Genomic DNA, 22,698 nt, shown 5'->3' with positions numbered 1-22,698 from the left:
TCCCCCCTACTTAGACTCAGCAGCTGAGCCCATATGAGCGAGCACACCTAAAATGTCTTGATAGAAACTTTCTCGCGTTCCTTGACGCTTTAATTCTTTATATAGAAGACCGTCTTGAATAAATAATATACGCTCACAGTAACTCGCACTAAATGCATCGTGTGTCACCATCAAAATACTTACATTGTGATTTTCATGTAAATCTTGCATCGCTTCTAATAAGCTTTTTGCATTTTTACTATCAAGTGCTCCTGTCGGTTCATCTGCTAATACAATGGCTGGATTATGTACTAAAGCTCGTGCTGCTGCTGTTCTTTGCTTTTGACCACCCGAAACAGCCGTCGGATATTTTGTTAAAATTTCAGTAATCCCTAATTTCTTCGCTACGTCATTTACCTTTCCCGTAATCTCACTTGAAGGTACGCCTTGCAGGGAAAGTGGTAAAGCGATATTTTCATAAATTGATAAGTTTTCTAGTAAGTTAAAATCTTGAAAGATGAACCCTAATTTTTGAGATCGAAAATCTGATAATGCGTTCCCCTTCATAGAAGTAATATTTGTGCCAGCTATTATCACACTACCACCCGTAGCTTGATCTAATGTACTAATCACATTCAGTAAAGTCGTCTTTCCAGATCCAGAAGGACCCATAATCCCTACAAATTCCCCTTCTTTAATACTTAATGACACACCCCTTAATGCTTTTGACTGATTCTCATTTCTTTTCCCATACGTTTTTTCTACACTTTCTACAGTAACTACATTTGTTGACATCTCTTTCACTCCATCCCTTTTGTATAAATTTAATTTCTCACATATTCCTTATTTTTTCTCATATGAATTATTAATATTTTTTAATTATTCATTCTATTAGGATTACACAGGCTACATGGACCTATTTCCTACTTCATATTCTCATTTTTCTACAACTCGTTCCTTCGATTTCGCTTACATTTACCTTACATTTTTGTAAGATAAAAAAGAAAACACACCATTATGAAGTGGTGTGTTTTTTTTCAAACTCTATTTTCGATTTTTTATTTCCTCTTTCATACTTTCCACAAATGCATCTAACATAATAACTTCCGACTTCTCTTCCCCATATTTACGTACATTTACAGCAACGTTTTCCATTTCTTTATCACCAATAACAAGAACATAAGGAATTTTTTGCATTTGTGCTTCTCTAATTTTATATCCTAATTTTTCATCTCGCATATCTCGTTCGACACGAACACCAGCTTGTGCTAATTTATCTGCAACCTCATCTGCGTATTGTACATGGACTGCATTCGAAACTGGAATGACTTTCACTTGAACTGGTGCCACCCATGCCGGGAATGCACCACCAAAGTGCTCAATTAATATTGCTAAAAATCGGTCTAAAGATCCTAATACTGCTCTATGAATGACAACTGGTCTTCTCTTTTCATTCTTCTCATCTATATAATTTAAGTCAAACTTTTCGGGCATTTGGAAATCTAGCTGGATTGTTCCGCACTGATGACTTCTATTTAAAGCATCTTTAATATGGAAGTCAATCTTCGGTCCGTAAAATGCACCGTCACCTTCATTTAGTCTATATTTACAATTCAATGAATGTAATACATTTGCTAACGCCGCTTCTGCTTGTTCCCACAACTTATCATCACCCATTGAATCTTCTGGACGAGTAGAAAGTTCTACTTCATATTCAAATCCAAAAGTTTTATATACATAATCGATTTGCGCCATTACAGATTTGATTTCATCTTCAATTTGTTCTGGAGTTACAAATAAATGTGCATCATCTTGGCAGAAAGTACGTACTCTTAATAATCCGTTTAACGCCCCACTAAATTCATGGCGATGTACTTGACCAAACTCACACATACGAATCGGTAATTCGCGATAAGAATGCAATTTATTTTTGAACATTAACATATGACCTGGGCAGTTCATTGGTTTTAATGCAAAACTTTTATTATCCACTTCTGAGAAATACATATTATCTTTATAATGTCCCCAGTGCCCTGATCTTTCCCATACTTCTTGGTTCATCATGAATGGAGTGCGTACTTCTTGATAATTATATTCTTTTTGAATTTCTCTTAAAAAAGCTTCTAATTCATTACGAATAATTTGTCCCTTCGGTAAATAAAACGGCATTCCCGGAGCCTCTTCAGAAAACATAAATAACTCCAGTTCATTGCCTAACTTACGATGGTTTCTTTTGGCTGCTTCTTCAACGAAATGTAAATACTCTTCTAATTCTTTCTGGGAAGAGAATGCAACACCATATATACGCTGAAGCACTTGATTATTACTATCTCCTCGCCAATATGCACCGGAAACGTGAGTTAATTGAAATGCTTTCAAATAACCTGTAGATGGTAAATGTGGCCCTCTACATAAATCTACAAATTCACCTTGCTTATATAGTGTTACACTTTCCTCATCAGGAATTGCTTCTAAAAGTTCTAATTTCAAACGATCATTCATTTCTTGAAATAGTTTTGCTGCTTCTTCTCGAGACACCTCAACTCGTTCTATCTTTATATTTTCATTTATGATCTTTTTCATTTCTTTTTCAATTTCCCGTAAATCTTGTACGTTTACACTACTTGGAAGATCCATATCATAATAAAATCCATTTTCAATAACAGGCCCTACTCCAAGATTTATATCACCATACAATCTTTTTACAGCTTGCGCTAAAATATGTGCCGCAGAGTGTCTTGCAATTTCTACACCTTCATCTGAATCTAAAGTAATAATTTCTACTTCCGCATTTTCCTCAATATTTCGGCGCAAATCATATAACCCATCATTTACTTTCCCAGCGACTGCTTTCTTTTTTAAACTATTGCTAATGGATCCCGCAATTTCTTCTAAAGTAATTCCTTTTACAAATTCTTTCACACTACCATCTGGAAATTTAATTTCAATCATTTGTTCTTTCATTTTTCATCTCTCCATTTCATAATAAAAAGCACACTCATCCCTACAATAGGGACGAGTGTGCTTATACCCGTGGTTCCACCCAGATTCCCATCATAAAAAACATAATGGCTTCATTTACGGTAACGTCGTTTGCACGGCACTAGATACTTCATTTCCCCAGTGCAGCTCTAAGGTGGTAAGTTATTTTTCTGCGTTAGGAAGTTCTCAGCTTTCCTTCCTTCTCTGTATAACCGGGGAAAATAACTCGTGTCCTTTTCTTCGCTTATTTATTATGAAATTGAATGCAAAAAAGCATATTCATCCCTAAAATAGGGACGAATATGCTTATATCCGTGGTTCCACCCAGATTCCCATCACAAAAAACATAATGGCTTCTTTTGCGATAACGTCGCTTACACGGCACTAGATACTTCGTTTCCCTAGTGCAGCTCTAAGGTGGTAAGTTATTTTTCTGCGTTAGGAAGTTCTCAGCTTTCCTTCCTTCTCTGTATAACCGGGGAAAATAACTCGTGTCCTTTTCTTTGCTTTTTTTAAATACATCCATTAATTGTTATTTACTATATCTTATTCATTTTATTTTTGCAAGTGTTTGGAAAAGATTTTTTATTTAATAAAAAAGAAACCAAAAAATGTTTTTGGTTTCTCCTTCTCAATTTTACCAATCTTGTGGTTCGTAATTTAAGTCTGCAAATAGACGTCGTTTCTCTTTCTTCGTTAAATCTCTCCACTGTCCAACAGGTAAATTATTCAATTCAATATTCATAATTCTCGTACGTTTTAACGTGTATACTTGATAACCTAAAGCTTCACACATACGACGAATTTGGCGATTCAACCCTTGTGTTAAAATAATTTTGAACTCATATTTTGATAACTGTGTGATCTCACAAGGAAGTGTTTTTGTACCTAGAATTTTAACACCCGCTGCCATTTTTTCTAAGAAATCAGGTGTAATTGGCTTATCTACTGAAACGATATATTCTTTCTCATGTTTGTTTTCAGCACGTAAAATTTCATTAACAATATCACCATCATTCGTTAACAAAATTAAACCATCTGAGTCTTTATCAAGACGTCCAATATGGCTAATTCGTAAAGGGTGATTCACTAAATCGATAATATTACCTTTTACTGATTTTTCACTCGTACATGTAATACCTACTGGTTTATTTAAAGCGATATATACGTGATCTCGAGCAATACGAAGTTGCTCTCCATTTACGCGTACATCATCACCTGGATTCACTTGGTCACCAATTTTTGCAACCTTACCGTTAATAATTACTCTTCTCTCATTAATTAATTTATCTGCTCCGCGTCGGGACGCTTTTCCAGCTTCACTAATAAATTTATTGATACGCAAATTAGGCACATCCTTTTCTAAAAAAATTTCAAGCTCACACTGCTTCTACCGTACAATACAAAAGGGTAAGCCTCCTATTATAACTTAAATATATTAACATGAAAGGGCATATAACGTCTTCTATTAATTACTTATTTATAAGAAAATATCTTTATTATACATTCATTTATGCACTTTTTCCGTGCTTAATATACAAACCATTCTTCCTTACATACAACTTGTTTACCTCTCATATCTTCTATATCTTCATGAATATTAGCTAGTTTATACAACTCAGGGAAAATCTCTTCTACATAATTTTGATGTGCCATTCCATCTTTCCAATAAGTTAACACGATGTAACGATTTTCATTTTGTAAAGACTTCCCAACTCCCCCACCTAGCATCCCTTTTATATTTTTCATTCCTTTATTCCAAATTGTTTCTTGTTTATGTAAAAATTGCTTTTCTTTTTCTTCCTTTACATCACATACAGCCGCCCTTACGAAGGATCCTTCTGTAACAACGTCTTTCAAAGGCACTTCTGCTATATCATACAATGTTTGAAATAATTCGATTTCACATGAAAGAAACGTATCCTCTTGATTACTATTTATATAAATTGTATCGTGAGCACCATTCATAAATGATTGATATGCATTTCTATCTTCCCATAAAGTAAATACACATGCCTCATTTTCATTCCATCCACCAAATTGTCCATAAAAACCATCTAGATGCTGTATATCACGCCATTTTTCTTGTGCTTTTGAAAACAATTCCTTTTTCTCTTCTTCCACCTTACAGTAAATTGTTTTTAGTAGCATGTTTAATTCCCCCTTTAGCATATAATTTATCTTCTTCTCACAACAATTAGTTCACATAATATTTTTATAATCACCCTATTACTCTTTATAGACATATAGAACTAATCATATTTATCACTACATCTATCAAAACATCTATCGAATTTAATTTCAAATAATTCAGAATGCGAAAAAAGATGTAACTCTTAATGAATTACATCTTTAGCTAATCTCCCTTATTCATCTTTTTCTCAAATAAATAATACGTAATTTCTCCCGGATAATGTAATACAGTTACCTTCCGCTCCCCTTTTTTAAAACTAACAGTATGCCCGTTTTCACCTAAGTTCTCCCATCCACTTACCTTTGTAATAGGCATTACACTTATATATTTATAATCCTCTTCCTTATCATCGTTAATATGTATTGCTGACATTGGTACTGGAAAATCTTTAATTTTAGATTCTTTATTCATAAATATGAATGCAATTAAACAAACTAATAACATAGCCATTGAAATATTTGAAACTAGTTTTCTTCTATTCATTTCCACTAAAAATCCTCTTTTCTTACATATTATCATCATTTTACTAACTTTAATTATTTATGTATATAAAAAAAAATATATTATATACTTTCTAACCTATTTTCTCTACTTAAAACAACATTATTGTTATATATTATAATTATAAGTTTTTTAATTTTGGAGGCGTTACATATTGCAAAAATTACTTTTTACTAAATGGACAGTTGTTATTTCTATTTTCATCATTTTCGGTACAATTTTCTACGTTACTAATGTTAAAAATAACAAAGAAAAAGCACCTGTAGAAACAACGGATACAAAAACTTTCAAAACGAAATTACAGCCTAAAATTAATGAATTGACTACTAATTATAATGATATCATCGAAAAAGATTGGTTGCCTGCCTGGGAAGAGATTAACACGAACAGTGATTCAGTAGACAGAGATAAACTATTAGTTACAATGAATGCTGTTTCAAAACAATATGAAAACATTATGAATGAAATAGACATTTTGAAAATTAAAGAAGATATATCGGAAGTACAAATACAAGAACAACTTCTTTATTTCACAACTGAATTTAAGGCTGCTTCTAAATTTATGAAAAACGCGGCAGATTTAATTATAGACGGAGCCACTAACTCTACTCTAAACAGTGCAACAATTGAAAATACGAAACATGCTTTAGGGCTTGCAGATCAACATATTGTCATCGCTTTATCTACTTTAACTGAAGTTGAAGAGAAATTAGGACTTTCGAAAAAATAGAATTCTTTACTATTTTAAAATAAAAAATGATTGCATTTCACTAATTGTATATCTATAATGTGTTTATTGATTCTATACACATTCAATACGTATAGGTTATTAATTTTATAATTCGGATGAACCATTCAGGAGAAGGTCTATTGATCTACCGACGGGGCAAAAAGTTGTTAACCGGCTTTGAAACTCTCAGGTCTTGTTTACAAGTAGAACTGCATGGGGACGAATCTCTGGAGAGACTCCCTCTCGCTTTATATAGCGTAGAGGAAAACGAGCACCGAAGGAGCAAATCCGCTACTATAGCGGATAATCTCTCAGGTAAAAGGACAGAGACAAGCGAAAGAAAATGCCGATTTGTATCGGTTTATTTTTCTATCCCTTGTTTCTCCAGAGACCATTTCATTTACTTGAAGTGGTTTTTATTTTTTCTAAAAAAGGAGAATAAAGATGGAGACAGTAAGTAAAGTATTAGAACAAATCAATCACTATGTGTGGGGATTACCAACGTTGTTGTTACTCGTTGGTACTGGTATTATTCTCACAGTGCGTTTAAAAGGTTTACAGTTTAGTAAACTATTATACGCTCACAAACTAGCTTTTAAAAAATCAGAAGATACATCTTCCTCTGGAGATATTAGCCACTTCCAAGCACTTATGACAGCTATGGCGGCAACGATTGGTATGGGAAATATAGCTGGTGTTGCAACTGCTGTGACGATTGGTGGACCTGGTGCCATCTTTTGGATGTGGATTACTGCTTTGTTTGGTATGGCAACAAAATATGCCGAAGCAATTCTTGCGGTGAAATACCGTGTCAGTAATGAAAATGGTGAATATTCAGGTGGACCCATGTACTATTTAGAACGTGGTTTAGGTAAGAAATGGCTTGCAGTTTTATTTGCTATATTCGGTACAACTGCTTCTTTCGGTATCGGTAACATGGTGCAATCTAATTCAGTTGCAGAGGCAATGCGAATTAATTTCTCTTTCCCTCCTGCTTTAACTGGTATAGTAATGTCATTTTTAATCGCTATCGTTATTTTAGGCGGTGTAAAAAAAATCGGGAAAGTAACAGGATATGTTGTTCCTATTAAAGCTTTCTTTTATATCATTGCTGGTCTTATCATTATTTTCTATCACTACGATCAAATTCCTGAAGCATTTTCACTTATTTTTTCTGGTGCGTTTAATGGTACTGCAGCTGCTGGTGGTTTTATCGGTGCAACAGTTGCATCAGCTATTCAAATTGGAATGGCGCGCGGCGTATTTGCGAACGAAGCTGGTTTAGGGAGTGCCCCTATTGCCGCGGCGGCTGCAAAAACTGATTCCCCTGCAAAGCAAGCTTTAGTTTCAATGACTGGTACTTTTCTAGATACGTTTATTGTATGTACAATTACAGGGCTAGTATTAATTACTACAGGTGCATGGAAGTCTGGTAAAACTGGGGTTGAAGCTACAACACTTGCGTTTCAATCTGTATTCGGTACTGCTGGTAGTATGATTCTTGGTATCGCAATTATTTTATTCGCCTACTCTACTATTTTAGGCTGGTCGTATTACGGTGAGAAATGCGTGGCTTATTTATTTGGAGAAAGTGCTGTTAAATATTATAAAGCAATCTTTATTGTCATGATTGCTATTGGTGCGAATTTAAAATTAGGCATCGTATGGACATTTGCGGATATTGCAAATGGACTTATGGCGATTCCAAACTTAATTGGTCTTATTGGGTTAAGTGGTATTGTTGTTGCTGAAACGAATCGCTTTTTACAAGCAGAGAAATTGAAAGAAAATAATAAAAAACAGGCAAGTTAATCTATGAAAAAAGGAATGACTCATACATGATGAGCATTCCTTTTTTCATCCCCTCTTTCACTTTATTACTATCATTAAAAATATATTTATATCAATGTTTACTCCTTTTTATTCCTCCAAAAGTTTTTCACATAAATGTCATAAATCGTATGGTCTAACTATATAGTTGAAAAGGAATGCGACATTAAAGTGTCGCTGAAAAACTCATCCAAGAAAAGGGAGGAAAAATCTTTTGAAAAACAAAATCATTGTTTTCCTATCTGTTTTATCATTTATTATTGGTGGTTTCTTCTTTAACACGAATACTTCAAGCGCTGAAACATCATCTACTGATTACGTTCCTAACCAATTAATCGTTAAGTTCAAGCAAAATGCATCTTTAAGTAATGTGCAATCTTTTCATAAATCTGTCGGAGCTAATGTCTTATCTAAAGATGATAAGTTAGGTTTTGAAGTCGTTCAATTTTCAAAAGGTACTGTAAAAGAAAAAATAAAGAGTTATAAAAATAATCCAGATGTGGAATATGCAGAACCGAATTATTACGTTCACGCCTTTTGGACTCCGAACGATCCATATTTTAAAAATCAATATGGATTACAAAAAATTCAAGCTCCACAAGCTTGGGATAGCCAACGAAGTAATCCTGGTGTAAAAGTAGCCATTATTGATACAGGAGTTCAAGGCTCACACCCTGATTTAGCTTCGAAAGTAATTTACGGGCATGATTATGTTGATAACGACAATACATCTGATGATGGTAATGGTCATGGTACACATTGCGCTGGAATTACTGGAGCACTTACGAATAACAGCGTCGGAATTGCTGGTGTTGCCCCACAAACTTCCATTTATGCTGTTCGCGTATTAGATAATCAAGGAAGTGGTACTCTCGATGCTGTAGCGCAAGGTATTCGAGAAGCTGCTGATTCAGGTGCAAAAGTAATTAGTTTAAGTTTAGGAGCTCCAAATGGTGGTACTGCATTACAACAAGCTGTTCAATATGCATGGAATAAAGGCTCTGTTATTGTTGCGGCTGCTGGAAATGCTGGAAATACAAAAGCTAATTACCCTGCTTATTACAGCGAAGTAATTGCAGTTGCTTCTACAGATCAATCAGATAGAAAATCTTCATTTTCTACTTATGGTAGCTGGGTAGATGTTGCAGCACCAGGTTCAAATATATATTCCACATATAAAGGAAGCACGTATCAATCATTAAGTGGTACATCTATGGCAACACCCCACGTTGCAGGAGTCGCTGCTCTTTTAGCAAATCAAGGATATAGCAATACACAAATTCGCCAAATTATTGAGTCAACTACTGATAAAATTAGTGGTACAGGTACGTACTGGAAAAACGGTAGAGTCAATGCATATAAGGCTGTACAATATGCGAAGCAATTACAAGAAAATAAAGCTTCTTAAGAAATAAAGTAAAACTTTAATCAGTTGATCTACCATTCATGCGGAATAAAATAGAAGGAGAGACTTCTACAACTAAAGCCTCTCCTTCTTATAAACTATATTACTCTCCCTGCTTTTTAACCATATGTAAATACAAAACAAAATCCATCATTGTCGACGAATGACCAAGTTGACGAATCATCGCTGTTATATTTCCTCTATGATATGTACCATGATTTACGACATGTTGTACTAACTCTAAAATTGAAGTTTCTAATTTTCCTACATATGGATTCTCGATAACAAATACAGCATTCACATCTTGTATTGTACTTAAAAAGTCTTTATATTGATTTGCCATGTTTTCAAATAATTTTTCTAATTCATGTAACGATTTGTTTTCCATTTGTTTTCGTAAATCTTCTCGGTCTTGTATTGCTTCATTCATACTTTTACCATGCAATATGTGTAACCACACTTGATCTGTAATATAAATATGGGCAAACGTATCCTTGATTGATGGAAATACACTCTGCATCTGTTCAGTAAAAATCGTCTCATAGTTTGGTAATTCTTTTAGTCGATTGAATAATCGTATATTAGCCCAAGCATGGTAATCCACTTGTTTTAACATGTACTCTTTCAATCGAAATCGCCTCCTTATTGTATGAAACGAATAGTTTGTTTCTTTATTTCTGATTCTCTATCAGCTTTTGCAATTCCTTTTTCTTCAATTTCTTGTTTATTTATAGTTTTATATTTTACATACGTATGAAATTCCGTTTGAAATGGAAACGGTGTAATCCGAATTGTTTCCTTGTCCACCCATTCAGCTTGTATAGGTTTCTCCTCCTTACTATTAAACATTTCTGTTCCTTCAAAACCATCTTTAAACAAATCAATTTCCTCTTCCTTTTCTACACCTGGTTTATTCATACAGACATATAAAGAAAGTTCATCGCAAAACTTTAATAATCTATAATGTTTATCGAACATCGCAAATTGTTCTTTTGTTAGCGTCGTCAATATTCTTTTTTGTCGTTCCAATTCCCCTACATAAAATGTCATCATCTCTTCATCTTCCTCATTTAATGGAAATGATAAAAAATGCTTACTACAAAGTAATGCTCCGTATGGATTGGAATCTTCAATTTCATTCAAACCAATCGTATAAAAGACAAAGCGTAATGAACTTGGACAATCCATAAATGTATATGGGATATTTTTAGCATCATTCAAAATTGGTACTTTATCAAGTTCTATCCATCCTCTATCATGCTCATATATTGCATCAATTGTCTCTTTTAAATATGTGTCATCTTCAAAAAAATCTTCTTTTATATGCTTTGCAATCTCTCCAGCTAAAAAACCATGATCATGTTGACGAATTAATGTACTTTCTTTCTCATCCTTTTCACGAAAAATCATCCGTATACTCCCCCTCATCCTCATATTATAGCGTTTTGTATGCATCATTTCTTAATTAATCCCTAATTATTAGCAGGGATTCAGTTTCCTGCAACGAAATTAACATAACTATATAGCATTCTTTCTAACAATATAAAGAGCTTTATCTTTACTATCTATTATACTAAATCATTCATTCCAAAAAATTTTTTTATGAGGTGAAAACATGAACAAAACAGAATTAATTAAAAATGTCGCACAATCAGCTGATATTTCTCAAAAGGATGCTTCTGCAGCTGTACAATCTGTATTTGACACAATTGCTACTGCATTACAGTCTGGCGATAAAGTTCAATTAATCGGCTTTGGAACTTTTGAAGTGCGTGAAAGATCTGCTCGTACAGGACGTAATCCACAAACCGGCGAAGAAATTCAAATCGCTGCTGGTAAAGTTCCTGCATTTAAAGCAGGTAAAGAGTTAAAAGAAGCTGTGAAATAAACAAGAAACCAGCCATTTTATAGGCTGGTTTCTTGTTTTAATTTAGTAATTGCTTTATATTTTCTGCATGATACACCTCGCAAATATAAAATATGCATCTGCAGTTACTTACAATTTGATATTTTCTTGTTGGATACACATGCGCCGAAACAGAGCATCCATCGAACAATTCAATAATATTCCCAGAAGGCTGATATCCTTCATATAATACGTTCCTTCTTACTTCCATCTTTTCTATAAGTTTTTCAACTGGAATGTTTCCACTCTCTAGCTCCATCTTTATTGTATTTGGTAAAAACGAGGTATCCGCAAAAATGAGATTTTCAGATAATACTTTTCCTTTATAACCAATATTGGATACACGGTAAAGAAATGTTCCGTTTTTATTAAAGAAACTCTTTGCTTCTTTCGGGATATACTGTCTATCCAGCACCTCTTGTTCTAAAACATCAAACTGAACTGTATCATTCAATAACTTTTCTAAAGCATGAATAGATGATGTATCTCCAGAAAATAAAATATTTTTAATTGCTTGTACATTATAAGTGGATTCATTTGTTCTATTTTCCGCTACTAGCATGAGGAACACCTCTTCTATAAAGTATTTTATTAAACTTATTTATAATTTAAAAGCGCTACTGCATCCAGCTGTATGATTTCGGTGACTTCTTTACTACATATTGCAATTGAAGCTATATAATCTACACTTGGCCTTAAATCTCTCATCACTGTATTTTCTACTAACTCTTGTCTACCCTGAAAAACTAACAAGTTTGGAGGATCATTTGGAGCTGATATAGTAATATCCACTGGTGGAATCATTAGACCTTCACCTGTCGCTTTGAGCACAGCTTCCTTTCTAGTCCAATATGTTAAAAAACCTTCTATTTTTTGTTCATTAGGTAACTTCATAACTTGCGCTATTTCAATGTCGGTTAATACGCCTTCTGCCATTTTCATAACATCAACATCTGGATTCATTTGTTCAACATCAACGCCTACAGGTGCAGACTTTGTAAATGCAACTACAACCCACTCACCCGAATGTGAAACCGATAACTGCGGCATCCCCTCTGGTAATTGTGGTCTACCATGTTGTAACTTACATACTGGGCACATTCGATTAATTGGAACTTGAACTGGCGACATAGAAAGCATTTTACCTAGAACTAATCTACTAATTACACAGCCTATTATAAAACGGGCACGATCTGCCGAATGATGATATGAATTTGCTTTTTCTCGTTCAACATCATTTAGTAAATTGTAATGCCATGATTGTAAATCCGAAATCCTTCCCCACCATATTTGACAATCATTCTCATTCAAAATTGGTATAGAATCTACAACTTTACTTTCTATCATGTAAACTCTCTCCTTCTAAATACCCAATGTAGATTAATTCCAAAATACTATTACCAAACTTATTCATTGACAATTTCTTTCTCTTTTTGTAATACAGGTAACGGTTTTTTCTTCTTTTTTGACATTACCTCTTTATCAGAAATACGTAAAGAAAATAGTAATGCTACGAGTAAAAATATTGCTGATCCAATTAATGCTGCTTGATATGGCAATAAATCTGAATGAGTATTATGTTGTACACTGCTATTTCCAAAACCGGCTAGTATACTAGCTAAAACAGCAACTCCTATCGCTGAACCTAATCGATTTTGCACATTAAATATAGTAGTTGCTCTCCCCATAGAAGGCGGCGTTATATTGTTAAATGCAGAAAATTGAACTGCTCCAACTGATTGGCCTAAGAAAATACCTATGCCAAACAATAATACCCGTATTTGCCAAGGGTTCGTATCGTGATTTACAAAACTTAATAAAATAAAGATAATCGCCGTACAAATTAACCCTATAGAAATTACCTTACGAGCTCCTAATTTCTTATATGACCATGGTACGATCTGTGACGATATCATTAATCCAATGGCCTCTGGGAATGTAGTAAGGCCTGATTCCAGTGCGGATACCCCTATTACATTTTGATACATAAGCGGAAAAACAAATAACATTCCTAGTAAACCAGCTGAAGAAAACAATGAAATAAGACTCATTTTTCTAAAGACTGGTTCTTTTAATAAGTTTAAATCTAGCATCGGTTGCTTTACTTTAAGTTCTACAATGATAAACAGTGTAATAAATACAATCCCAGCTATTCCAGTACTTATAACCTCTGTAGAAATCCAGCCTCTTGATGGTCCTTGACTGAGCGCATAGATTAGCATCGAAAACCCTGGTGCTGAAAGAATAAAACCGAGAGAATCAAAGCGACCAGCTGATTTTTCAATATGCTCTTTTAAAAATAGTAGACCGAATAGCAATGCTATGATTCCGAACGGTACATTAATATAAAATGCCCAGTGCCAAGACATTTGATCTACAAAAAAGCCCCCAATAATTGGTCCTACTGCCGGTGCGACAGCAATTGGCAACACAATAAATCTTGAAATTTTCGGCCTTTCCTCTGGTGAAAATGTTCGGAATAACATCGCCATCCCAACTGGTGTTAAAAGCCCCCCTCCAGCACCTTGCATAATGCGAAAAAGATTCAATGAAGTAATATCGTTCGCTATTCCACATAATGCAGACGCGGTTGTAAATACGAAAAGAGCGGCTAGAAATACCCTTTTCGTACCGAAGCGATCTCCTAACCAACCAGAAATCGGAAGGAAAACGGCTAAGCTAACTAAATACCCAACATTAACAGTCCCCATTGCAGATGGAGGTACTTGTAATTCTTTACTTATTGTTTGGAGTGCTACATTCACAATTGTTGCATCCATCGCAGCCATAAACATCGCTGTTATATATACGATGCTTACAACTACTTTTGGATTTATTTTTGCCTTCATTATCGTTTTCCTACTAATATTTTTTCGCCAACTTCATTACTTTTTGGATTCAAATCTTCCCAGTTATTTTCAACATATTGTAAACAATCATTTCTACTAGCCTCTTCATGTACAATATTCCAACCAATAGGTACATCAAGAAAGATAGGCCAGAGAGAATACTGGCCCTCCTCATTTTTTAATACTCTATATGTGTAATTATCATTTTCAAATGGATTCGTCATACTGTACTTACCCCTTTCTTATTCTGCAAATATTTTGCTAATACTTGTCCAATTTCTGTAAGTGGTTCTGGTTGACATAAATCTTTATGTCTACAATCAATATCGTATTGCACAATTTGCCCATCTAAATAATTTAGCCACGTATTTGGAGAAATAGGAGTAAACCAGTCTGGTATAACAGTAGATCTAAAGAATAAAATATCTCCGTTATAAACTTTCGGTACATATTTCCCTAACAATCCTACTGAATTTACATATGTTTCTTTCAAGTTCAAAATCGTCTCTTCTTCAAGACTTGCTAATGCACTTCCATCTTTACGAAGAATTTCAACTGCACTTTCCATCGTAAGTGGTTTACCATCCATGTTATCTGGATCGTATCCCCCTAAAGCAAGTAATGCGATTAATGCTTCTTCTTCAGTAGGTGCTTCCGTATTCGGTAAAAAGTGACCAGGATAAGAATCTAGCATAACGAGTAAGTCTACTTCTTCCCCTTCATTTTGCAGTTGCGCCGCCATTGCATGCACAACATTTCCTCCAAGTGACCAACCGAGTAAACGATATGGTCCGTGAGGCTGTACTTCACGAACGTGTTTTAAATAATCCGCTGCCATTTCCTCTAAACTTTTTGGAAGTTCTTCATTTTTAGCGATACCACGTGCTTGTACACCGTAGATTGGATAATTTGTTCCTAAAGATTTCATAAGTCCTGCATAGCACCAACTTAATCCACCTGCTGGGTGTACACAAAATAGTGGCAATTGGTCTCCGCTTACTCGTAACGGAAGCAACACATCGAGTGCACTTTGTCCATTTCCCACTTCAAGTCTTTCAGCAAGGCCTGCGACAGTAGGTGCTGCAAATAAAGTTCCGATATTTAATTCGATCCCAAGTGCTTCTTTAATACGGCTCATAAGCTGCACTGCAAGAAGTGAATGGCCACCTAGATCAAAGAATCCGTCATCAATTCCAATTTGCGGCACACTTAAAACTTCTGTAAACAAGTCACATAACATTTCTTCTTGCGGTGTTCTTGGCCCACGACTAGAAGCTGATGCGATAAATTCTGGAGCCGGCAATGCCTTTCTATCTAATTTACCGTTTGGAGTTAATGGCAACTCATTTACTACTACAAAAGCGTATGGAACCATGTAATCTGGTAAACTACTTCCAGCAAATTGGCGCATTTCATTCGTATCAATCATTTCATTATTTGATGCGACGATATAAGAAACTAATCGTTTATCCCCTGGTTGATCTTCCCGTACAATAACGGCTACTTGCTCAACTGTAGGGTGTTTCATTATGACTGCTTCTATTTCCCCTAATTCAATTCGGAATCCGCGAATTTTTATTTGATGATCTGCGCGTCCTATATAATCTAGCGTCCCATCTTGACGCCAACGTGCTAAGTCTCCAGTACGATACATTCTTGTACCCGGCTTGCCAAATGGATCTGCAATAAAACGTTCTGCAGTTAAACCTGCTCTTCCTAAATATCCACGAGCAAGCCCAGCACCTGCAACATACATTTCTCCAACTACTCCAGGTGGCACTGGTTGTAAATAATGATCTAATACGTATACTTTAAGGTCAGGTATACTGCACCCAATTAAACTATTTGCTCGTAAAGAAACGGTACTCTCATCTAGCTCAATATAACTAACATGTACTGTCGTCTCAGTAATACCGTACATATTAATAAGCTTCGGTGCGTTATGAGGATGTCGACTATACCAATCTTCTAATCGACTTAGCTCAAGTGCTTCACCTCCAAAAACAACATATCGTAAAGATAATTGTTGGCCAATTTCTTCATTTTCACGATCTGCTTGCATCAATTGATAGAATGCTGATGGAGTTTGGTTTAAAACAGTTACCTTTTCTTTAACAAGAAGCTGTAAAAATTCTTTCGGCGATCGACTTACAGTATGTGGAACTACAACTAAACACCCTCCGTATAATAAAGGTCCCCAAATTTCCCAAACCGAGAAATCAAAAGCATATGAATGGAACATCGTCCACACATCGTTTCCATCAAACTGGAACCAATGATCAGTTGCTCCTAAAAGTCTTACTACATTTTGATGAGGTATCATAACGCCTTTCGGTCTACCTGTTGAACCTGATGTATAAATAACGTAAGCAATATGTGATGGAGTTAATGGCTTCACGCGCTCCATTTCATCAATATTGTCTTCACTATGTTTCTCAATTTCTTCTATTACTTTTACATTATCAACTAAAACTTTTAGTGCTTCATTACATTCAATTTCCACTTCTGAATTCGTTAAAACACATGATGGTTTCGCATCGTGTAGCATAAACGAAATACGGTCTGCTGGGTAATCTGGATCTAACGGAAGGTATCCAGCACCAGCTTTAAGAACAGCTAATAAGTTTACAACCATATTTAATGATCTTGGCATCGCTAAAGCAACGAGTTGATCAGGACCAATTCCTTTTGCTATTAGGAATCGAGCTATTTTATTTGCTTTTCTATTTAACTCTTCATAAGTTAATTTCTTATTTTCAAAGACGACAGCAATAGCATTTGGATTAATATGAACCTGCTTTTCAAATAATTGTGGCAATGTCATGTCTGGTGCAATTTGAAAACCACCATTCCACTTTTCTAACACTGTATTTTTCTCTGCTAAAGTTAATATTTCTAATCTGCCAATGGATTGATCTGGATTTGTCGCCGCATCATCTAATAACAAAATGAATCGTTCTATTAGTTTTTGAACCGTTTCATGTTTATATAAATCGGTACTAAACTCTAGTAATCCATGTAAACCGTTCGGAGTACCATCAACCCCGTTACTCTCACTAATTTCAAATGTTAAATCAAACTTCGCAGAGCCAACACTTTGAATTTCAAGTCTCGCTTCTATATCCGGGACATCAAAGATTGCCTCTGGCGTATTTTGGAAAGCTAACATAACTTGAAATAGCGGATGACTATTTCGAGTACGCACCGGGTTTAACACTTCAACGAGTCGTTCAAATGGAACATCTTGATTTTCATAAGCTGCAAGATTTGCCTGCTTCACTCTATTTAATAATTCTTTAAAACTTGGATCTCCTGAAGTATTTGTACGTAACACTAATGTATTTACAAATAAACCAACAATATCTGAAAGTACATCATCATTTCTTCCAGCAATCGGACTTCCAATTGGTATATCAGTGCCTGCACCTAATCTTGTAAATAGCGCACTTAGTCCTGCTTGCAATACCATAAACAAACTAACTCCGTTTTTCCGTGCGAGCTCTACTAACCTACTATGCATACCTGCATCTATATGAAAATGAATTGTTTCTCCTCTGTAACTCGTTTCCATTGGACGCTGATAATCTGTAGGTAACTCCAATTGATCTGGTAATCCCTTTAACTCTTTCTTCCAAAAATCTAATTGTGTTGAAATGAGACTTTCTTGTGTAGTTTCATCCCCTAACAATTGCTGTTGCCAAAGTGCATAATCTGCGTATTGAACTGGAAGTGTTTCCAGCTGTACGCTGTCACCTTGACATCGTGCTTTATATGCCGTTGTAAAGTCTCTCGTTAACGGTTGTAATGACCAGCCATCCCCTACAATATGGTGCAATAGAATTAGCAATACATGTTCGTTTTCATTCACTGTAAATAGTTGCAAACGAACTGCTGGCTCAACATCAAGGTTAAAGCTATATCTTATCGCTTCTGCAAGCACACTTTCTAATTCCTCTTTACATATTTTTGTTTTAATCATTTCTAGATTTAAATCTTCTATATCTAAAATTTTCTGATAGGAACTACCTAATACGTTAGGGAAAATTGTTCTCAGTGTTTCATGTTTCTCGACTACATCATAAAAGGCACCTTGTAATGCTTCCTCATTTAACTTTCCAGACAAACGAATGACTAACGGAATATTATAAGTAGGGCTTGGACCTTCTAAACAATGTAAGAACCATAACCTACGCTGTGCAAATGAAAGTGGAACTTCACTTGGTCTACTTACTTTCTTAATAGTTGGTCTAGCATTTTTTGCTTGATCCAATTGCTTCGCTAGTTCAGCAACAGTTGGCGATTCAAATAGTTTTCCAATTCCTAATTCAACACTTAACGTTTCACGAATTCTTGCCATTAAACGCGATGCAAGAAGCGAATGGCCACCCATTTCAAAGAAATTATCATCAATGCTAATGCGAGAAACATCAAGTACTTCTGCAAATAAATGACATAATATTTCTTCTTTCGGATTTCTAGCAACTCTCTCATTGTTCATGCCATTAAAATCAGGCGCAGGTAATTTCTTTCTATCAACCTTTCCATTTGGTGTTAATGGTAATTCTTCTAGCAATACAAGTGCTGATGGTATCATATAATTCGCTAAACTTTCTGAAACATAAGAACGAATTTCTGAAAGATGAATCGTTTCCTTCTCTTCGGCAACAATATAAGCAATGATTCGTTTATCATTTGGGCGGTCTTCTCGTACCATTACTACTGCTTGCTTAATATTTTCATGGCGTTGTAATACCATTTCAATTTCAGCTAATTCAATTCGAAAACCACGAATTTTAATTTGATGATCTGCGCGGTTCATGTACTCTAAAACACCATCACTGCGCCATTTTACTAGATCACCTGTACGGTACATGCGCTGCCCTGGTTTTCCATAAGGATTTGCAACAAACCGTTCAGCTGTTAACTCTGGTTTTCCTAAATATCCGCTTGCAAGTCCTTCCCCTGCAATATATAATTCACCAATAACTCCAGGTGGAACTGGTTGTAACCCTGCATCCAATACATACACTTCTGTATTGCAAATTGGCTTTCCGATAGGAGGTATCCCCTTTTCACTTTCATCAATGTTCATGAAGGTAGACCAAATCGTCGTTTCAGTTGGTCCATATAAATTAGTTATTGAGCAGCCTAATTCTCTTAATTTATTTGCTAAATGCCCTGGAAGAGCTTCACCACCAACGAGCACATTTAGCCCTTGTATCCTCTCTGGATATTCAGTTACTAACGCCTGCCAGAGCGTCGGTGTAGCTTGCATAATTGTCACTCTTTCTTCTTGTAACAGCGCCGTTAACACCGAAGGTTCTTGAATTACCTCTTTTGGAGCAATTGTTATACTTGCACCGCTAATAAGAGGTAAATAAATTTCTAGAGCAGAAATATCGAACGCAAATGTTGTAACTGCTAATAAATGATCATGTTCATGTAACGAAAACTTTTGTTGCATAGCCATTAAAAAGTTACTTAAACCTCTCATAGGAACAATTACACCTTTTGGGTTACCCGTTGAGCCTGAAGTATATATTGTATAGGCTGGGTTTAAAAGTGATACATCATTCTTACATTCTATATTCATACGAGAACATGTATGTAATGCTAGTTTCGTTTCTTGGTCATCTAATACAATTTTTTTCATATCATTTTCTATAACTAACTTAGATGAAACAGATGAATGTGTTATGATACAAACTGGTTTTGCATCATTTACTATATAATTGATTCGCTCGGCTGGATATTCTGGATCTATCGGTAAATACGCTGCACCAGCCTTTAAAACTGCTAGCATACTAGTTACCATTTCTATTGATCTTGGAAATACTAAAGCTACAAACTGATTTGGTCGTATTCCTTCTTCTACTAAATAATGTGCTAGTTCATTCGCTCGTTCATTTAGCTCTTTATACGTAAAGTTTACACCGTCACAAGTAATCGCTAGTTTATTTGGAGTTTTTTGCACTTGTTTTTCAAATGATATAGGTAGACTGATTAACTCATCGTCTTCCTTCGTTTTATTCCATTCCAATAAAACTTTATGATTTTCTTCAGGAAGAGTAATGTTTATGCTTCCAATCGACGCGTCTTTTTGATATGTACTTATCATTAATTCTAATACATTCATAAATCTCTCTTTATGCAGCGTTAGTTCCGCGCCATTATATACTTCCGGATTCGCATCAAAATGAATCATTAGCTCAGTTTCATCGAAACGTTTATAAACATTTATTGATAAATCATCGACAGGTCCGGCTGACAAATTATGTGTAATACCATGATTCCCAGCAAAGTTAAGCCCATAATCAAAAGGCATCACATTCACTAATGGCCCGAATAACCTTTGATTTTCGCCTAGTAACTTTAAATCTCTCCTTAATTCTTCATGACGATATTTATGATGACGACGTACGTCTCGGATTTCTTTAGAAACTTGCTGTAATAATTCTGCAAGAGTGATATTTGGAGTTACAGTGAGACGAAGTGGTACTAAATTCATTACCATGCTCGGTGTATAAATAGATGCTGAACCGAGACGCCCCATCATCGGTAAACCTAAAACAATATCATTTGCACCTGTTAATTTATGCATATATATACTTGTTACAGCGACAATAAATTCTGGCCAACTTGTTAAAGAAATATTAATATCTTCTAGTAAAGTTTTCGTACTAGAACTAGATAAATAAGCTGTTTCACGTAAAAATCCATTTGATGTTCTCGGTGCTCGTTCTGCCAAACTTACAACTTCTGGTTCATCCGCAAATTTTTCTAACCAAAAAGCACGATCTTCCTGAAATTGTTTAGACTCACGATATTCCATATCTTCTTGCACAACTTTTGCAAGAGAACCAAATGTCTTTTCATTCTTGTTTGTTTCTTCTATAAGTGATGTATACTCATTCGCTACCTTTTGGCTAAGAAGTGAAAATCCATAGCCATCCATCACAATGTGATGGATGCGCTGATACCAAAAGAAACGATTATTTTCAACTTGAATAAGTGCTTCAGTAAATAAAGTATCTTTTTTCAAATTGACTGGCATAGATAAATCATTTTTCATCCATGCTTTAGCAGCCTCTTCAGGATTTTTTTCTTTACGAACGTCAATAAAATGCATATGAAACTGTGATTCTTCAATAACTTGCCATGGGCCAATTTCATCCTCTTCGAAGCGAACATGAAGTGCTTCTGCTTCCATTACAACTTTACGTACAGCTAATTCAAAAATGTCTTGATGAATATTTCCGTTTATTTCTACATATTCCCCAGTATTATAAATTGGATTAAGTGGATCTAATTTTTGCGCAAACCACATACCAGACTGCGCAGATGATAACGAATGACGAACCTTTTGACTATTAGGCATTCTTCACTACCCCTTTATTATGTAGTCTATATTAAAGTACACGTTCTGTTTGCAGAGATAATAAGCGATGCCAATCAACAACCGTTGGGTTCTCTGCTAAATCCGCAAAAGTAATCTCCTTTCCTTCGCGACGCCACTTCTCTACTAAACTCATAATTCTGACCGAATCAAGTCCTCTATTTAATAAATCTTCATCAGTCCCAACACTCTCTACTGGTTCACGAAGTAATTGTGCAACTAGTTCATGTACTTTTTGTAAAGTGATTTCATCATCATCTTTTAAACCTTGTAACTCTGTTAACAAACTGTTAGTTGATGTCGTTACTGCACATCTATTAGATGCATACGCTAACGCTTGTTTATGATGCTCTAGTGAAAAATCAGCAACTGCATCTGCTACAAAGAACGGCTGAATTCCATCCATAAATGCTTCACAAGCTGTTAATAGGCAGCCAATATGCGCATAAATACCGCAAATAATGAGTTGATCTCTTCCTTGTTCGTTTAAAATTTCTAATAGATTTGTCTTTTTAAATGCACTATATCTCCATTTTGTTAGGAATATATCATCCTCATCAGGAGTAAGTTCATCAACAATTTTCTTTTTATCTGGTCCAGCAGGAATACCGTCACCCCAAAAGTCTTGTAATAACCCTCGTTGTTCTAACGTTTGTCCACCTGGTTGAGCTGTATAAACAACTGGTATACCAAGTTCCTTACATTTTTCTCTTATCACCTTAATATTTGAAATGAGTTCTACTTTTGGCGATTCTTTATCGCTATATGCATCAAGAAAATATTCTTGCATGTCATGGATTAAAAGAACCGCACGTTTTGGATCCGGCGTCCAGTTCACTTTATTTTTTGGTAGTTCGGATTCAACTGGCATTTTGTATACTGAAATAGATGGGATAGCCATCTAATCACTTCCTTCCAATTTTTAT

General features: G+C 35.2%; 17 protein-coding genes, 1 riboswitch and 2 other annotated features. Of the genes, 4 read left to right on the top strand and 13 right to left on the bottom strand.

Going from position 1 to position 22,698, the window contains the following annotated elements:
* Window positions 1-6: 6 nt before the first annotated feature.
* The 5 genes from MR070_RS07560 to MR070_RS07540 all read right to left on the bottom strand — a co-directional run bounded on the left by MR070_RS07560 (window position 7) and on the right by MR070_RS07540 (window position 5,677).
* On the bottom strand, window positions 7-774 hold the full coding sequence (locus MR070_RS07560; RefSeq protein WP_070805974.1) for an ABC transporter ATP-binding protein: 768 nt from the start codon (window positions 772-774) through the stop codon (window positions 7-9).
* Between the two features lie 249 nt (window positions 775-1,023).
* A complete protein-coding gene (thrS, locus tag MR070_RS07555; protein ID WP_242260967.1) occupies window positions 1,024-2,943 on the bottom strand; it encodes a threonine--tRNA ligase in 1,920 nt (639 codons plus the stop codon).
* 44 nt (window positions 2,944-2,987) lie between these two features.
* Window positions 2,988-3,211, bottom strand: a binding site (T-box leader).
* Between the two features lie 39 nt (window positions 3,212-3,250).
* Window positions 3,251-3,474: a binding site (T-box leader), on the bottom strand.
* Between the two features lie 124 nt (window positions 3,475-3,598).
* Entirely contained in the window at window positions 3,599-4,306 is a 708-nt protein-coding gene (gene rluF / locus MR070_RS07550) for a 23S rRNA pseudouridine(2604) synthase RluF (RefSeq protein ID WP_001222167.1), read from the bottom strand.
* 185 nt (window positions 4,307-4,491) lie between these two features.
* Window positions 4,492-5,112, bottom strand: a complete 621-nt coding sequence (locus tag MR070_RS07545; RefSeq protein ID WP_044791072.1) for a YdbC family protein — start codon at window positions 5,110-5,112, stop codon at window positions 4,492-4,494.
* A 205-nt stretch (window positions 5,113-5,317) separates the two neighbouring features.
* Entirely contained in the window at window positions 5,318-5,677 is a 360-nt protein-coding gene (locus tag MR070_RS07540; protein WP_396021574.1) for a hypothetical protein, read from the bottom strand.
* A gap of 133 nt (window positions 5,678-5,810) precedes the next feature.
* On the opposite strand from MR070_RS07540, the gene MR070_RS07535 reads away from it, so the two are divergent.
* The 3 genes from MR070_RS07535 to MR070_RS07525 all read left to right on the top strand — a co-directional run bounded on the left by MR070_RS07535 (window position 5,811) and on the right by MR070_RS07525 (window position 9,624).
* Window positions 5,811-6,386, top strand: coding sequence for a hypothetical protein (locus MR070_RS07535; protein WP_001170886.1), 576 nt, complete (start codon window positions 5,811-5,813; stop codon window positions 6,384-6,386).
* 217 nt (window positions 6,387-6,603) lie between these two features.
* Window positions 6,604-6,723: riboswitch (glycine riboswitch) on the top strand.
* 107 nt (window positions 6,724-6,830) lie between these two features.
* Window positions 6,831-8,198 carry an alanine/glycine:cation symporter family protein gene (locus tag MR070_RS07530; RefSeq protein WP_000451019.1) on the top strand — a complete coding sequence of 456 codons (1,368 nt, stop codon included), beginning with the start codon at window positions 6,831-6,833 and terminating at the stop codon, window positions 8,196-8,198.
* A 232-nt stretch (window positions 8,199-8,430) separates the two neighbouring features.
* Window positions 8,431-9,624 (top strand): S8 family peptidase, encoded by a 1,194-nt coding sequence (locus MR070_RS07525; protein ID WP_242260966.1) that lies wholly within the window; start codon window positions 8,431-8,433, stop codon window positions 9,622-9,624.
* 100 nt (window positions 9,625-9,724) lie between these two features.
* Here the strand turns inward: MR070_RS07525 and MR070_RS07520 are convergent, their stop codons facing one another.
* Window positions 9,725-10,249 carry a DinB family protein gene (locus MR070_RS07520; protein WP_242260965.1) on the bottom strand — a complete coding sequence of 175 codons (525 nt, stop codon included), beginning with the start codon at window positions 10,247-10,249 and terminating at the stop codon, window positions 9,725-9,727.
* Between the two features lie 14 nt (window positions 10,250-10,263).
* Window positions 10,264-11,031 (bottom strand): DUF3891 family protein, encoded by a 768-nt coding sequence (locus tag MR070_RS07515; RefSeq protein ID WP_242260964.1) that lies wholly within the window; start codon window positions 11,029-11,031, stop codon window positions 10,264-10,266.
* 205 nt (window positions 11,032-11,236) lie between these two features.
* Here MR070_RS07515 and MR070_RS07510 point away from each other — a divergent pair, with 205 nt between their 5' ends.
* Window positions 11,237-11,509, top strand: a complete 273-nt coding sequence (locus MR070_RS07510) for an HU family DNA-binding protein (protein ID WP_001043907.1) — start codon at window positions 11,237-11,239, stop codon at window positions 11,507-11,509.
* Between the two features lie 37 nt (window positions 11,510-11,546).
* Here the strand turns inward: MR070_RS07510 and MR070_RS07505 are convergent, their stop codons facing one another.
* Genes MR070_RS07505 through dhbB form a run of 6 tightly spaced genes read right to left on the bottom strand, consistent with a single transcriptional unit; the run spans window position 11,547 to window position 22,673 of the window.
* Window positions 11,547-12,089: a cold-shock protein gene (locus tag MR070_RS07505; protein ID WP_242260963.1), complete on the bottom strand. Its 543-nt coding sequence runs from the start codon at window positions 12,087-12,089 to the stop codon at window positions 11,547-11,549.
* Between the two features lie 35 nt (window positions 12,090-12,124).
* Window positions 12,125-12,874, bottom strand: a complete 750-nt coding sequence (sfp, locus tag MR070_RS07500) for a 4'-phosphopantetheinyl transferase Sfp (protein WP_044791060.1) — start codon at window positions 12,872-12,874, stop codon at window positions 12,125-12,127.
* 59 nt (window positions 12,875-12,933) lie between these two features.
* Window positions 12,934-14,376: an MDR family MFS transporter gene (locus MR070_RS07495; RefSeq protein WP_000644785.1), complete on the bottom strand. Its 1,443-nt coding sequence runs from the start codon at window positions 14,374-14,376 to the stop codon at window positions 12,934-12,936.
* The gene (locus MR070_RS07490) at window positions 14,376-14,600 is read right to left on the bottom strand and encodes an MbtH family protein (protein WP_000184076.1); all 225 of its coding nucleotides are present in this window, start codon (window positions 14,598-14,600) and stop codon (window positions 14,376-14,378) included. The genes MR070_RS07495 and MR070_RS07490 overlap by 1 nt, the downstream gene beginning before the upstream one ends.
* Window positions 14,597-21,754, bottom strand: coding sequence for an amino acid adenylation domain-containing protein (locus MR070_RS07485; RefSeq protein ID WP_242260962.1), 7,158 nt, complete (start codon window positions 21,752-21,754; stop codon window positions 14,597-14,599). The genes MR070_RS07490 and MR070_RS07485 overlap by 4 nt, the downstream gene beginning before the upstream one ends.
* 31 nt (window positions 21,755-21,785) lie before the next feature.
* Window positions 21,786-22,673, bottom strand: a complete 888-nt coding sequence (gene dhbB, locus MR070_RS07480; protein ID WP_242260961.1) for an isochorismatase — start codon at window positions 22,671-22,673, stop codon at window positions 21,786-21,788.
* Between the last annotated feature and the right edge of the window lie 25 nt (window positions 22,674-22,698).

Origin of the sequence: Bacillus cereus group sp. BfR-BA-01453 (assembly GCF_022662915.1) — a bacterium.
In the GTDB taxonomy this organism is placed as follows: Bacteria; Bacillota; Bacilli; order Bacillales; family Bacillaceae_G; genus Bacillus_A; species Bacillus_A paranthracis.
The sequence above is the reverse complement of the archived record's forward strand: the minus strand, read 5'-3'. Positions and strand labels throughout refer to the sequence as shown.